This is a genomic window from Pseudomonas sp. XS1P51 (genome assembly GCF_054897845.1).
Map to the genome: position 1 here is coordinate 6,799,817 of NZ_CM142707.1, position 14,438 is coordinate 6,814,254.

Consider the following 14,438-nt stretch of genomic DNA (forward strand, 5'->3'; position numbering starts at 1 on the left):
TTATCATGGCCGGCTGCCACGTCGGGTAAATGGCGTTGTGCAGAGTTGTTTACTATCAAGGAGTTGTTGATGACCTTTTCCCTTGTCGCGAAGGCGTCGCTGTTGCTGCTGTTTCTCGGTAGCACGCTTTATGTGCATTTGCGTGGCAAGGCGCGATTGCCGATCCTGCGTCAGTTCGTCAACCATTCGGCTCTGTTCGCCCCCTACAACGCGTTGATGTACCTGTTCTCCAGCGTACCGTCCAAACCCTATCTGGACCGTAGCAAATTCCCCGAACTTGACGTGCTCAAGGACAACTGGGAAGTCATCCGCGACGAAGCGATGCACCTGTTCGACGAGGGTTACATCCGCGCCGCCGAAAAGAACAACGACGCCGGTTTCGGTTCGTTCTTCAAAAAGGGCTGGAAACGGTTCTACCTCAAGTGGTACGACAATCCGCTGCCATCGGCTGAAGCGCTGTGCCCGAAAACCGTGGCGCTGGTCAGCAGCATTCCCAACGTCAAGGGCGCCATGTTCGCGTTGTTGCCGGGTGGCAGTCACCTCAACCCACACCGCGACCCGTTCGCCGGCTCCCTGCGTTATCACTTGGGACTGTCGACACCGAACTCCGATGATTGCCGCATCTTTGTCGACGGTCAGGTTTACGCCTGGCGCGATGGCGAAGACGTGATGTTCGATGAAACCTACGTGCACTGGGTCAAGAACGAAACCGAGAAGACTCGGGTCATCCTGTTCTGTGACATCGAGCGACCGCTGAGCAACCGCTTCATGACCCGCATCAACCGCTCGATCAGTGCTTTTTTGGGCCGCGCCACTGCGCCGCAGAATCTTGATGACGAACGGGTTGGCGGGATCAACCGGGCTTACGCCTGGAGCAAGAACTCCAGTGACAAGGTCAGCGGCGTGGTCAAGCAGTGGAAGCGCCGTAACCCCAAGGCCTACCGTGTGATGCGGCCGGTGTTGGCGGTGGTGGTACTGGCGTTACTGGGGTATTGGTTGTTTGGTTGAGGCTGATTCCCGGATGAAAAAAACCGCTCGTTGGGAGCGGTTTTTTTATGAGGAAAATTTAAACGACGCGCCTGCGAGAACTCCGGTAGGTTCTTCCGCTACGGGGTTTGCCAACGTTTCTCTGATTCGACGCAAAACACTTTCGGGCAACTCCGTGGAAGGACGTTTCCGATTTGTCTTGATCGGTACTCTGTCTTTAGCTTTTTTTTCAGCGAGAATTTTCATTGAATTTCCAGCGTTGTTCGTTAAATGAACAGTTGGCTCGATGCTAATCACACTTCATAAGCATCACAAGCCGACCCTCAAAGTCGAATTTGAATCCGAGTTGCTGATATGTCGCTATACCTTTTACAGGCTCCTGAATTTCGATTTGCTCGCTTCCTATGATCTGCGCATAGTGGGTAACGGCGGTCAATGTCAGTGATGCGATCAGACTTTTCAGGGGATGATTCTTGTCTGAATTGCCTTCTAGACGCACGATCTTTACCCGTTGCCGGCTCTGATTCGGGTTCGCAAAATAAAGCCCGCATAACTGCTGATCAAACCAGATCGCCAGATCGAAACACATCGGCTCTCTTGTCTTCCATCCAATGACCTCATTCCATGAAAAATGTGGATCTTCCCAGTGATAGAAAGCATCCAGAGCTTGCACGTTGATCGCTTCAAAGTGAACCTTGGACAAGTCGAAGTCGACATTCCCGGCTTGCCCCAATTCATGATGCAGCCGAGCGACGGTGGTGGACGCAAGCTTTCTGGCTCTCGACCTATACAACTGATACCGAAGATGCGTCCGTTCCCTTGGCATTTGATCTCTTGCATTCCATGTCCCCGTTAGCGGGCGTTCCAGTTTCATTCAAGAGTAGAGAGCAGCACTGGGGCTGTCGTTACTGGCCCTTTGTCCAAGTCATTGCAATCCATGTCACGCGCTGGTTATAGTCGGCGCTCGGTGATTCCAACCCACCGTTCTACCCATCAAAAAAGATCAGCCCATGCCAGCTCCCCTCATCAACGCGGTAGTCGATTCAGCGGTCAACGCTGGCGTCGTGCCGTGCGGGGATCAGCAGCCTGTGCAGATCAGTCATTACCCCCCACCTGTCAGTAGCACGCCGGTGTACGCAGTCGTATCACCGCCAGGCGTTGGCATTTCGGGCTGATCAGCTTTCTTCTGCTGTTTCCATGCCCTTAAAAAAGCTTTCGCCTGAAAAAACTACTGAATTTCAGCTTCGGCTGAGTTGGCTTTTTGCCTGACTACAGGTGGTATTCATGTTTGTCCTTTCGAAAAAGTCCGCGCTCGCGGCGGCGTCCACAAGCCTGTTCGTTCTGCTGTGGAGCAGCGGGGCGATATTCTCCAAATGGGGGCTGGCCCACGCGTCACCCTTTGCCTTCCTGTTGTTTCGCTTCGCCATCGCGTTGTGCGGTCTGGCGCTGTTGGTGCCGTTGCTCAAGTTGAAACTGCCCAAGGGTGGCAAGCCGATGCTGTACGCGATGGCCACGGGCGTGGTGTTGTTGGGGGCTTATCAGATTTTCTATCTGCTGGCCCTGGACCTGAAGGTCACGCCGGGGGTGATGGCGACGATCATGGGCGTGCAACCGATCCTCACCGTGGTGATCATGGAGCGTCGGCGATCAACCAGTAGAATGTTCGGTCTGACGTTGGGCCTGGCCGGGTTGATCATGGTGGTTTACCAAGGCATCGGTCTGGCGGGCATGTCACTGGCCGGCATGCTCTTCGGTTTGCTGGCGCTGGCGAGCATGACGTTTGGTTCGATCATGCAGAAGCGCATCACTGAAAATCCCCTCGGCACGCTGCCGGTGCAATACCTGGCGGGACTGTTGCTTTGTGGGATCTTCGTGCCGTTCCAGCCGTTTCACTTCGAGCACAGCACCGGTTTCATCGTGCCGGTGTTGTGGATGGGATTGGTCGTGTCGGTGCTGGCGACGCTGCTGCTGTATCGGCTGATCGCACGAGGCAATCTGGTCAATGTCACCAGTCTGTTCTACTTGGTGCCGGCGGTGACGGCAGTCATGGACTACCTGATTTTCGGCAACCGGTTGGCGGTATTGAGCATGTTTGGCATGCTGCTGATTATCGTCGGATTGGTGTTTGTTTTCCGTAAACACCGCTGATTATGGCGGGCTTGGGTCGAAGCGCAGCAACTTCGATTCAAGCCTGTACCCATGCCTGTTTGTGGCTGGGCATCGGGTAACTGCCTGAGCACTTTCCAGGCAACTGTCATGGGTGGTGGCTATATGATGTTGTGCTGTAATGTACTTGCTGGATTCAACGGGCAATCGTAGTGGATGTTGCTCTCTCGGGTTCCAGCACCCAAGTGTTGAAGGAGTTTCACTTCGAGCGGATTGGAAGGGGGCATTTCCGGTTCGCTAAGCATGCCGGCTGACGAGTGTCCGCTGGTCAAGGAGCGCTATGTCTATTGATTCGAGTGGTTTGAGCCGCGCTTTTCGCAGGTTGTCATGGCAGCATTCCACCGCCAGCTTTTTGGCTGCCTTATCCGCGCTTAACGGTGATTACATCATCATCGCCAAACGGTATTACCCACACGGTAACGCCGACCTGCTGGTGCGTAGCGAACTTATCAAACAGTTTCTCGAACAAGTAACAGATAGTGTGGCGAAGAGGCGAAAGTTGGAGCGCGTGCTACGCGCTGATCCTGGACAGTTGGCCGGGCTACTTGTTTCTGAATGGGGAGAAGGATTCGTCCGACCTCGATCCTTCAGAGCGTTTCTCCTCGGTTTGGGTTTTAGTTTCGAGTCTGTGCCTGTTATCGATATCGATCGGATGCCTGCGCACTTTTTACCGGATCGATGCGTGATCGTCAGGGGCACCCGCACGCTGGGTGTATTTGATGAACAAACCTTGTTGGAGGACGACGTCTGGCGTTCGGGAGTGGATCGATACGACCCTCCTGGCCCAATGCTTCACTACAGACACAGTAACCCTCGTTCAAGTGATTACTCCGAAGACATGCCGCGAAAGACCCCGCCGCCGCGCAAGATTGCCCCGCCGTTTATCGCTCACCCAAGGATCACGCCTGATACGGTCGCTTGTGCCGAGCAGCTTCTACATTTCACCGTAGGTTTTTCTGCATCACCTGACGCTGATGCAGATGAGCTGCGGCGGATCAAGATAGTGGACGCCTCGCCTGGTGAGAAATTGTTGATTGTTGTGAGCGCCGAAGGTGCCGCCATTAAAGGCAAGGCAATGGCCGAACTTGAGCTTGATATGACGGCCGAGTGTCGTTTCATGGTGCTGCCAGGTACAGGTCTGAAGGAAATCACACTGCGTGCGCACTATATGTTTCGCGACAAACTGGTCGGTGCGATTGTGAAAACACTGGACGTTGAAAGTGCCACATCCCGGGCGCCCTCGAAGCACGCAACGAGCTCTGCATCGTCCTGTACATTTCCGCTGGCGGACGCCGGTGCTATTGAACCGGTCGACATTGTTCTCTGGGTGCAGAAGGAAACGGAAGATCGCGTTGCCTGGATGGCCCTGAAGCGTGGCACCAAATTAAGGCTGGGTCCCTTTTCTGTTTCGCTGAAAAATCCGCAAGCACTTGGTAAACGATTGGCCAATTTGTGCAGCCAGACCGACGATCATGACGAAAGCACCGCCCGGGCAGAATTGCGGGCAATGGGTAAAAAAATCACCCGTCTGATCCCAAAAAAAATACTCAACGAAGTACTTTTACCTGCACTTTCAGACGGTAAAGTCCCTAGCATTCTGCTGTTGACCGATGAACCCTATGTGCCTTGGGAGTTGGCGTCCTTTGCACCTGACGAGATTGGGCAGGAGAACCCTGCATATCTCGGTGAAGTGGCGCAAATCGGGCGGTGGTGGACCGCGGAGAACTCCCCGGGACCCGTCTCGCAGGTATCGATCAAGCTCATTAGTGCACTGGCGGGCGACTATCAGGGCGGAGCAATGCCTAAACTCAAGCACGCGTTGCAAGAGAGAGAGCTGCTGCACCAGAAATACAAAGCGAAAATTATTGTTGCGCGGGAGTCTGAAGTAAAAGCGTGGCTCGACCTGGAACCCCGCCCGTCGGGGCATTTGGCTCACGTTGCCTTGCATGGTTACAGTGATATAGAACCGGACATGCAGGGGCTCAGACTAGAGGACGGTTTCAACATCTCCCCTTATCGATTTGCTGGCGACTGGTACAAAAACCAGACGCCTCGATTTACCGCTGTATTCCTTAACGCCTGTCAGGTGGGGACTGCCGGCGAACAGCTGGGGTGTCTGGGTGGATTTCCCGGGGCTGTCATCGCAGGTGGAGCCAGTGCTTTCATCGCGCCGCTTTGGGAAGTAAAGGACGATGTGGCGCTTCAGGTGGCTAAATCGTTCTACAAAAGCACACTGAGTGGTCGTAATACGGTGGGCGAAACTTTCCGTCGGATAAGAGAGGGAGCCCGCGACAAAGGCAGCATCACGAGTTTGGCATACCTGTTTTATGGGCACCCATTGTTGCGGATGTCGCGGCCAAAATCAGCGGGATGAGTACCTTCAAATGACCATAACCATACGCGGATTACCACAACCGGAGCCATTGCCCGGAACTTCGTTCCGCCTGTTTGCCCCGGGCTATCGAGGTCGGGTCAAGAATCAAAATCTTTCCCCTGCGACTCGCGCCGGGAGGGCAGGGCTGTCTCTTTTGACCATCGCTGCTGACGCCGAAATAACGGTGATGGGGCAACTGGACATAGAGCTAACGTCATATTCCAGGCAACAATCGGGCAATCGGGGGCAAGGAAGCACTGATCCACAAGTGATCGTCGCGGTGCAGGACGGGTTCGGCTACGCCGCCCTTCATACCAATGAACAGCAGCAATCTGTCTGGCTGTTTCCAGTCGCTCATTCGAAACGGGAATCCGCGTTTGTCCTGCCCAACCCAGATGATGAGTCTGACAGCGGGAGACGAGGCCCCTTGACCGTCACGATGCGCTGTTTGGTGAGTGTTGTTTGCTGGGCCATTTCGCCTCTGACCCATGCCAGCGCCGAAGTGCTGACCAGACATTGGGAAGCGGGCAAGCGTCCCTATGATCTTTTGCAAGTGCAATCTGACGGCGAGTTCATCAAGCCTTGCTGGGAAACGTTTACACCGGGGCCTGCACTCTTGCTGATTCATGGCACTTTCAGTACACCGCAAGTCGGCTTTTCCGGATGGCTGGGAAGCCCCGCCTATCAGGCCATGGTAAAGCGTTATCACGGGCGAGTCCTGGCACTGGCTCATCCTTCCTTATCCGCTAGCCTGCAAGAGAATATCGACTGGTTGCTGCAGCAGTTGCCACCTCATGTCGTGAAGGAAAATACGTTCGATATCGTCAGTCACAGCCGTGGCGGTCTTGTCGCGCGTGAGCTTGTCAGTCGAGCGGAAAAGGGGCTCAGAGTCGAACGGGTCTGTCAGGTGGGGACGCCGAATGAAGGCACGCCTTTGGCTGATATACAGCACTGGACGAGGTTTCTGAATGCGCATACCAGTTGCTTGAATGCCCTGCCTGACACCATGACGACCGTGATGCTGGAAGCGTTGTTGTGCCTTGTGAAAATCATTGGTGCGGGACTCACCGGCGGATTGCCGGGCCTGAAGGATATGGATCCGGCCAGTCTTTGGCTCCAGGACAAACACATCGGTAACGGTCAAACAGCCTGGTTTACCGTAGGCGCCGCTTACAACGGTAATCAGGCCGACGATGGACTGATGGCTCATCTCAAGGCCTCGGCGATTGATGGTTTTTTCGGTGTCAGCAACGATCTGGTGGTCCCATCGCAGGGGTGTCATCAGTCAGTCCAGCAGGCGACGGATTCATTGCTGCTGGAAGGTGGCGAGACCAATCACTGCAACTATTTCCAGTCCGCCCATGTTCACTCAACGTTGTCTCGATGGTTGATCTGAAATGGCCGCCGACGCGCCTCAGAGCCCCGATAACCAGACTGAGTTGCCTGTTACCGCTTCATTGGTATATGACTGTCCACTTTGCGAGCAACAGCTCAATTCAACGTTATGGCAGATCGTTGATCTGGCGTTGTACCCACACATGCGACGTTTATTGGTTGAACGCACGCTCCATGAAGTCAGTTGCGTTCACTGTGAGTCGATTCATCGATTTAATCCGGCTTTTGTCGTCTGGGAGCCGTTGGGTGGTCAACTTCTTGGCTTTCACGAAGAGTCACAGGACCCAGGTTTTCGCATGCGCCTGGAACACCTGGCGGACTCTCTGCGAAACCTGCAATCCGACGCCGTCAACGTTCCGTTGTTGATATGCGCCACGCCCGGGGAACTGATCAGCAGGTTGCTGGAAGGTGACTGGAGTTTGTGTGTGGCGGCTGGATTTGAACACGACGTCACATGGGAACGGACGCTCGCCTTGTTGCCCGATGAGGTGAGGTCAGACTTGGTGGATCTGTTACTGGGCGTTGGCTACCCAAGTATGCTGGAGCTCATTCAAGACGATGTTGTGATAGGTGCAGCCTTGCATCTGGCCAACGACGAGGATAGCCAACAGCTACAGGATGTTGTTCGCAATGCCTTGCACGCAATTATCGGGCGATCAGCCATGACCTGCGCGATCTTGATTGATGCGATTTTGCCTGCGTTGGCCTTTTGTTCCCACACTCCACCGGTTCATGAGGAACTTCACCACCTTCTGGACATCGCTTTGCAGGAGGCCGTGGGGGAGCTTTCACTGGTCGAATTGGAGAGGGACGCCAGCGTCTTGTTCAGGTGGTCTGGCTGGATCTTTCAGCACAGCTCGGGAGTCGATCGAGCAATCACTCTCTACGACCTGGCCGACGGCGTCTTTGATCGCCTCAATACCCAACAGTATTCCGGGGCCCTGGGCGATGCAGTGCGGGGGCTGTTCGCGGCGGTGATTGCTGCAGATCCTTCATCGGATCTTATGTGGATGGCTCGCGAACGTCTGGGTGAGCTGCGGTTACTCAACGTTGTGTCGGACGTGGAAGACTGTGAAGACATGCGCAGGGCCGCGCGTCAATTCGGCGAACGGAGTCATTCGTTTATTGCGACGCACATCTGGATATTTTTGATGCGATGGCTCGCAATTCGCGTCGACGGTCAAGGCCGCTTCACTGAAGTGGATGCTGCGCTGGAAGCTGGCAAAGAGGGGCTTGCCTGTGCCTCGTTACTGCCGCTTAAAAATGTTCTGACACTGTCCGCGGAGATTGCCGACATCGCAACCAGGATGCCAGGGAAGGGGAGCGTAGCCAGACAGGCATGGGCGATTCAAATCTATCATGTTGTCCTGCAAAAAAGTAATGATAGTGGAACTTCAAAGCAGGCATCAGTTCGTCTGAATATCGCTAACGCTCTGCTGAGTATCAGCGCAGACAATGTGACCAACGTTGAGGAGGCCATTTCGGTGTTGTCTAGTGGTGGTCAACTACTGCCGCTTTTCGCTGAGTGCGGTCTGCGCAGGACTGCACTGTCGGTACTCGCCCGAGCCTATAGACGCCGGGTGACCGGCAAAAAGGCGACGAATCTGGAAAATGCCGTGTCTTGTTACCGTCAAGCGCTCACGCAAGATTCGCCTGCAACCAACGACCCAATCGATACCGATGAGGTGCGGGGCACTATCCAGTCCAACCTGGGCAACGCATTGATGAGTCGTGTCAGTGGTGATCGACGAAAAAACCTGGTCGAAGCACTGTCGTTGTACATGGCCGTGGAGGCTGAGCAGCGAAGTATGAATGCCGTTGCCCAGCTCCAGGCTCGCACTTGGCTAGCGATCGGAAATGCCATCTATGAGATAGCCTTGCTGGAGAATCCTCCCCATAAAAACCGATTGCGTCGGTCGATCATTGCCTATGGGAAAGCGTGTGAGTTATTCGACCCTCTCATTGTGCCGGCGGAGACAGCATTGGCGTTGATGTTGTTGGGGCAGGCAAAGTCATTCGCTATTTCGAGCAATAAAGACTTCGCCACAACTGTCGACTATTACCGTCAGGCCGATGAGTTGGCTGCCCAGGCTGGAGATCTCGCACTTCAGGAAAGCATTGCCGCCAGGCACGGCTCACTCCTCTTCTTTTCCTTGCGTTTTCCCGAGGCTGTGAGTATTTACACCCAAGCACTGAACTTCAGATATCGATTGATGGCTGAGGCGACCTCTGGATTGACTCGGCAACACCAACTGACCGCAATTGCCCCCTATGGCGCGCGCCTGGCCTATGTGCTCATTCTCAATGGGCAGCTCGACAACGCTATCGATGTTTTGCATTCGGTACGTGCGCTTGAACTTCGCGCAGCGCTACAGGGGGTGCAGTCGCTCACCGATAGTATCGAGCTTGTTCGATACAGGGAGGCCCGGGCCAAGCTTTTGTCGTTGGAGTTTTATGAGCAGAGCTTGAATGCCAGCGCTATCGCCCATGAGCCCAACGATGCATCGATTGATCCGCGCGAAGCGTTCGGCAGGCTGCATCAGCAGCTTCAGGAAGCACGCAATGAAGTACAGCAGGCGCAACAGGCGTTGAGTCTGATCGGAGTGAACGATGCCCTCTCGGGTTACCGGGGGCTGGCGGCGGATGTCGGAGCTGATGAGCTACTGGTGATGCCGATCATCACTGATGTGGGATCACTCATCGTGTTTGCAACATCAGAGGCACTCGATTGTTCAGATGACAGCGTCGTATCGGTAGACGGGACCCGGTTGTTTGATATCCAAATAATGATGGGGGAAAGGGTTTCGCTGGATGAATATGCACAAACACTGTCGAGAGTCACAGAGTCCGACGTAGACCTGGAGGTCGGTGACGAAACAGCACCGTCGCGCAGTTGGCGACAGATTGTTGCATCAGTGGCGGCGGCACGATCGAATGCCGAGCGTGCCGAAGTTGTCTCATGGATGGACGAGTTTTTCGCCACGTTGGGGCGCACCGCAATCATGGAGGCAATCTTCAAGCGCTTGGCTGAGACAGGCAAACAACGTTTGCGACTGGTTGGTCTCGGCGCGCTGCAGTCATTGCCATTTTCCATGGCGCTCGATCATGACAGTCAGTTGCCGCTGATGTTTAAAACCAGCGTGACAACCCAGGTCGGGTTGATGAATGCTCTTCAGATAACCGGCATTGAAGCGTCCCGTCCACGAGTTCTAATCGTCGCGGACCCCCAGGATAATCTGCCTCTCGCGCGTTGGGAGGCGGCCATGATTGTGCAAGTGGCAGCCAATTACGCGGATGTCGAGCTGCTGCAAGGGAGCGACGCAACCAGCACTGCGCTACTGGAGCGAATCGGGCACGCCGATGTTCTGCATTTTGCTGGCCATGCGGTGCATGATGCGCATCATCCTGGCCACTCTCGGCTTATATGCGCCGATGGCGCACTCTCGATTCAAGCCCTTGTGACCACGACAAAGCGAACACCGCTGAAATTGGTCGTTTTATCCGCCTGTAATACCCATCACATTGATAGCTATCGATTACCCGACGAATTCGTAGGTTTGCCGGGAGCTTTTTTTGCGCTGGGCGTCGAGACGGTGATCAGTTCAATGTGGCCGGTGTCCGATGAAGCTACCGCTGTGCTGATGGCTGAGTTCTATCGTCAGATGCTGGAAGAGCAGAACGATTGCGCGCAGGCACTCGCTTGCGCACAACGTCATCTGGCAAATGGCACTGCCTTGCAGTTGCGTCTTGCCGACAGGCTGGAGCTGTATAACAAAGAGGTGCGACTGGTTGCCCTGGATCGTCGAATCCTTGGTTACCGGCGCCGCCCGGATATCCGCCCATTTGCTCATTCGGTTTACTGGGGGGCGCAGGTTTGCCAGGTATGTTAGTCAACGTTGTGAAGCAGTTATCCAGGTCTGAAAGTGTTTGCTGATGTCCTGTTTGAGAACCTGAACGTTCTGCTTGTTTTGCATGAAGATATCGGCCAGTGCTCGAATGAACACTTCGCTTTTTACCAAAGTATCGAAGATCGTTTTTTGTACGTGGAGCGGCAAGTGAGAGAGAGGGTTGGGCTCTTCTAAAAGCTGGTCAAATGTAGGCATCAGATGCTTGACCATAGACGGTGACGTTATATTCATCAGCGTCACGGTAATGAGAGCTAATCCGAGGTCGTATTCGGTATACAACGTGTACTTTTCAAACGGGTTATCGAGGGGGGACGGCAACGTGTGCTCAAGTAGCAACGAGTCATAGAGGAAGGCAAGATCCGACTCGATGTCATGAGGCTCGATTTTATTGTCGTAGCCAATGAGTGCGAAAAAAGGAGAGGGGGACTGTACTGAAATGTATTCCTCTATCTGGTAGGAATGGCAGGCAGCGAGAATAACCATCAGGTTACCTCTGCAGGCTGTATTGATCTCCCGGAATAACAGAATGAGTTCTTCCCACGTGATAATTTCAACCCCATTGGCTGGTGAAAATATGGCCAGCCCGTGGTCCCTGCACCCATGGGTCTCCAGATGGATTATCGGTGAGGTGCCTTTGAGGCATTCCTCTTTTATTTCTTTCAATAAAGAGATCAAGTGATGCTTTGAGTTCAGTTCTATCAAGGTCGGAATCGCCCCGAGTTCGCCTTGCCTGACTCTTTCGGAACTGATGCTGCCAGCGATGTGATTCCGAATGTAATCCGCAGTATCGGGGTCGTCTGGTCGCAGCGACTTGAGGATGATGATCTTATTGCACGGTGCGGCGGTCAGCCTGCGATACGTGAAAGTATTGCTGTCCTGGGTCATTGGGTGACTGCCTGTTTATCAACGTTTTTTCGTTTTGCCGGCTTCAACACCAGCCACAACGCCGCCGCAATCAACACCCCGCCATAAATGTGCGCCATCGACAACGGCTCATCCAGCAACAACGCCCCCCACAACACCCCGAACGGCGGGATCAGGAAGGTCGTGGTCATCGACCTCACCGGCCCGACCGAGCTGAGCAGGCGGAAGTAAATAATGTACGCCAGCGCGGTACATACCAGCCCCAACCCCAGCAACGACAGCCAGACATTCCAGCCGCCCCAGCTTGTCGGTGGCTGGCTGATCACGCTGTAACCGAACAGTGGCAACAGGAACAAGGTCGCGCCGAGCATGCTGCCCAATGCAGACAAACGACTGTCGAGGCCGCCAGCCTGGTCGAGCCAGCGGCGGGCGAGGAACCCGGCGAAGCCATAGCAGGTGGTGGCGAGCAGGCAGGCGAGGGCGCCCATCAGCAGTTGCATGTCGAACGCCACCGGACCGGCACGGGTCAGGACGCCGACGCCGAACAATCCGAGGAATACCCCGCCGAGCTTGGCGGCTGTGAGTTTTTCATGGAAGAACAGGCCGCCGATCAACACGCCCATCAGCGGCGTGGTGGCATTGAAAATCGCCGAGTAACCGGCTGGCAGCACTTGGGCCGCCACGGAATAGAGGGTCGCCGGAATGCCGGAGTTGATCACGCCAAGCAGCATCACGGTCTTGAGTTTGCCTTTGAAATCCCAGCTGATGCGCATCAGCCCGAGAATCACCAGCAAGCCGACAGCGGCAATCGAAACGCGAAAAAAGGCCGTCGGGACGGTGCCGATCACCGGGGCAATGATGCGCATGAACAGAAAGCTCGCCCCCCAGATTGCCGCCAGCGACAGTAAACGAAAAATATCGACAGGGCTCACGGGACACTCCTTCCTTGATGGGGACGAGAGTGTTGCCGAGAGCCTTGCCTATGGCAACCGAAAAACGGGCATCAAATTACGAAGCGCGTCACCAGGCCGTTGAGGTCGACGGCCAGCCGTGACAGTTCCTGACTGGCGGCGGAGGTCTGGGTGGCACCGGCGGCGGTCTGGGTCGAGAGGTCGCGGATGGTCACCAGGTTCTGATCGACTTCCCGGGCCACCAGTGCTTGTTGCTCGGCGGCACTGGCGATGACCAGGTTGCGTTCGTTGATCTGCGAGATCGACGCAGTGATTTTCTCCAGGGCCTGACCGGCGCTGTTGGCCCGGCGCAACGTCTGGTTCGCCTGCTCGGCACTGCTTTGCAGCGCGCTGACCGTGGCCCCGGTGCCTTGCTGGATGTTGCTGATCATCAGCTCGATTTCTTCGGTGGAATTCTGCGTGCGTTGCGCCAACGAGCGCACTTCATCGGCCACCACGGCAAACCCGCGTCCGGCTTCACCGGCCCGGGCCGCTTCGATCGCGGCGTTGAGCGCCAGCAGGTTGGTCTGCCCGGCGATGCCGCGAATGACTTCCAGCACTTTGCTGATGTCCTGCGCCTGAATCGCCAGGCCTTCGGCGTGTCCCGAGGCACCGAGCACTTCGCTGACCAGCCCTTGAATCGAGGTGATGGTTTCGCTGACCTGAACATGCCCGTGTTTGCTGTCCTCGTTCGAAGCTTGCGAGGCTTCGGCGCTGGACACGGCATTGGCGGCGACTTCGTCCACTGCCGTGCTCATCTCGGTAACGGCCGTGGCGGCCATCTCGATCTGGTCGTTCTGCTGTTGCAGGCCACGGGTGCTTTCTTCCATCACCGAACTCATTTCTTCGGCAGCGGAAGCCAGTTGCCGGGCTGAATCGCTGATACCGCGAATGGTCCCGCGCAGGTTGCCTTGCATGTCGGCCAGGGCGTCGAGCAATTGCGCCGCTTCGTCCTTGCCATCGCTGACGATCTTGCCGCTCAGGTCGCCCGAGGCAATCCGGCGCGCGACGTTCAGGGCCTGATTGATCGGTGTGGTAATGCTGCGCGTCAGCAACCACGCCAGCAACAGAGTGGCGACCAGTGCGACGAGGATGATCGCGCCGACGATCCATTGGGAGCGCTGGTACATCAGCGCGGCAGCGTCGGCGGCGGCATCGGCACCTTGCTGGTTGAAACTGATCATCGACTCCAGCGATTTATCCAGCACGCTGCCCTGAGGGGCCAGTTCACTGTTGAGATGTGCGTAGGCCTGGTCATTTTGGCCGGCATCAAGCTGGGCGATGATCTGGTCGAGGATGGCCAGGTACTTGGCGGTGTCTGCACTCAGGCTGTCGAGCATGCCCCGTTCCTGGTCGCTGGACAGGAGCGTCTTGTGGTCGTTGAGACGCTTGAGCAGTTCCTGGCGTTGGGCGTTGATGATGCCTTTGCTCTTTTCTCGCGTGGCGCTCTGATTGATGGCAATCAACCGCAACGATTCCAGGCGGATGGTGGCGATATTGGATGCGCTGTCGTGGATGCTCTCGATACTCGGCATCCACGATTCCTCGATGAGCGATGCACTCTCGCGCAGGGTCGCCATTTGACCCAGGCCGAACAGTCCGACCACCACCAGAAGGCTGGCCAATACCGCAAAACTCAAACTCGCGCGCAGACCTATGTGCATGTTCCTTATAGGCATTTAAAAGTGCTCCTTGGGCGTTTGGGGGAGTAGTCCTCGTGTACCGGGGATCTTGTTTTCAGGCGGGTGAACGCGGGTGGTATATCAAAGTGCCATCATTCTGGTAAGGCCAATC

At 55.5% G+C, this 14,438-nt stretch carries 9 protein-coding genes; 5 read left to right on the top strand and 4 right to left on the bottom strand.

The features are described 5' to 3' along the window. The first annotated feature begins 69 nt into the window (after positions 1 to 69). A complete protein-coding gene (locus ACYZUD_RS31495) occupies positions 70 to 1,008 on the top strand; it encodes an aspartyl/asparaginyl beta-hydroxylase domain-containing protein (protein ID WP_462021690.1) in 939 nt (312 codons plus the stop codon). A gap of 268 nt (positions 1,009 to 1,276) precedes the next feature. Here ACYZUD_RS31495 and ACYZUD_RS31500 read toward each other — a convergent pair whose 3' ends face one another. Beyond that, positions 1,277 to 1,813 carry a hypothetical protein gene (locus tag ACYZUD_RS31500; RefSeq protein ID WP_462025137.1) on the bottom strand — a complete coding sequence of 179 codons (537 nt, stop codon included), beginning with the start codon at positions 1,811 to 1,813 and terminating at the stop codon, positions 1,277 to 1,279. Positions 1,814 to 2,271: 458 nt separating this feature from the next. Here ACYZUD_RS31500 and ACYZUD_RS31505 point away from each other — a divergent pair, with 458 nt between their 5' ends. The 4 genes from ACYZUD_RS31505 to ACYZUD_RS31520 all read left to right on the top strand — a co-directional run bounded on the left by ACYZUD_RS31505 (position 2,272) and on the right by ACYZUD_RS31520 (position 10,812). Further along, the gene (locus ACYZUD_RS31505; RefSeq protein WP_462021691.1) at positions 2,272 to 3,135 is read left to right on the top strand and encodes a DMT family transporter; all 864 of its coding nucleotides are present in this window, start codon (positions 2,272 to 2,274) and stop codon (positions 3,133 to 3,135) included. 298 nt (positions 3,136 to 3,433) lie between these two features. Next, positions 3,434 to 5,527 carry a CHAT domain-containing protein gene (locus ACYZUD_RS31510; RefSeq protein WP_462021692.1) on the top strand — a complete coding sequence of 698 codons (2,094 nt, stop codon included), beginning with the start codon at positions 3,434 to 3,436 and terminating at the stop codon, positions 5,525 to 5,527. A 10-nt stretch (positions 5,528 to 5,537) separates the two neighbouring features. After that, positions 5,538 to 6,923: an esterase/lipase family protein gene (locus ACYZUD_RS31515; protein WP_462021693.1), complete on the top strand. Its 1,386-nt coding sequence runs from the start codon at positions 5,538 to 5,540 to the stop codon at positions 6,921 to 6,923. A gap of 1 nt (position 6,924) precedes the next feature. After that, positions 6,925 to 10,812, top strand: a complete 3,888-nt coding sequence (locus ACYZUD_RS31520; RefSeq protein WP_462021694.1) for a CHAT domain-containing protein — start codon at positions 6,925 to 6,927, stop codon at positions 10,810 to 10,812. Here the strand turns inward: ACYZUD_RS31520 and ACYZUD_RS31525 are convergent, their stop codons facing one another. The 3 genes from ACYZUD_RS31525 to ACYZUD_RS31535 form a co-directional block, all read right to left on the bottom strand. Next, a complete protein-coding gene (locus ACYZUD_RS31525) occupies positions 10,813 to 11,715 on the bottom strand; it encodes a hypothetical protein (RefSeq protein WP_462021695.1) in 903 nt (300 codons plus the stop codon). Next, the gene (locus ACYZUD_RS31530) at positions 11,712 to 12,626 is read right to left on the bottom strand and encodes a DMT family transporter (RefSeq protein WP_462021696.1); all 915 of its coding nucleotides are present in this window, start codon (positions 12,624 to 12,626) and stop codon (positions 11,712 to 11,714) included. Before ACYZUD_RS31530 ends, ACYZUD_RS31525 begins: the two co-directional genes overlap by 4 nt. 71 nt (positions 12,627 to 12,697) lie before the next feature. After that, complete coding sequence (locus ACYZUD_RS31535) at positions 12,698 to 14,323, bottom strand: methyl-accepting chemotaxis protein (RefSeq protein ID WP_462021697.1); 1,626 nt, start codon at positions 14,321 to 14,323, stop codon at positions 12,698 to 12,700. Positions 14,324 to 14,438 lie beyond the last annotated feature (115 nt).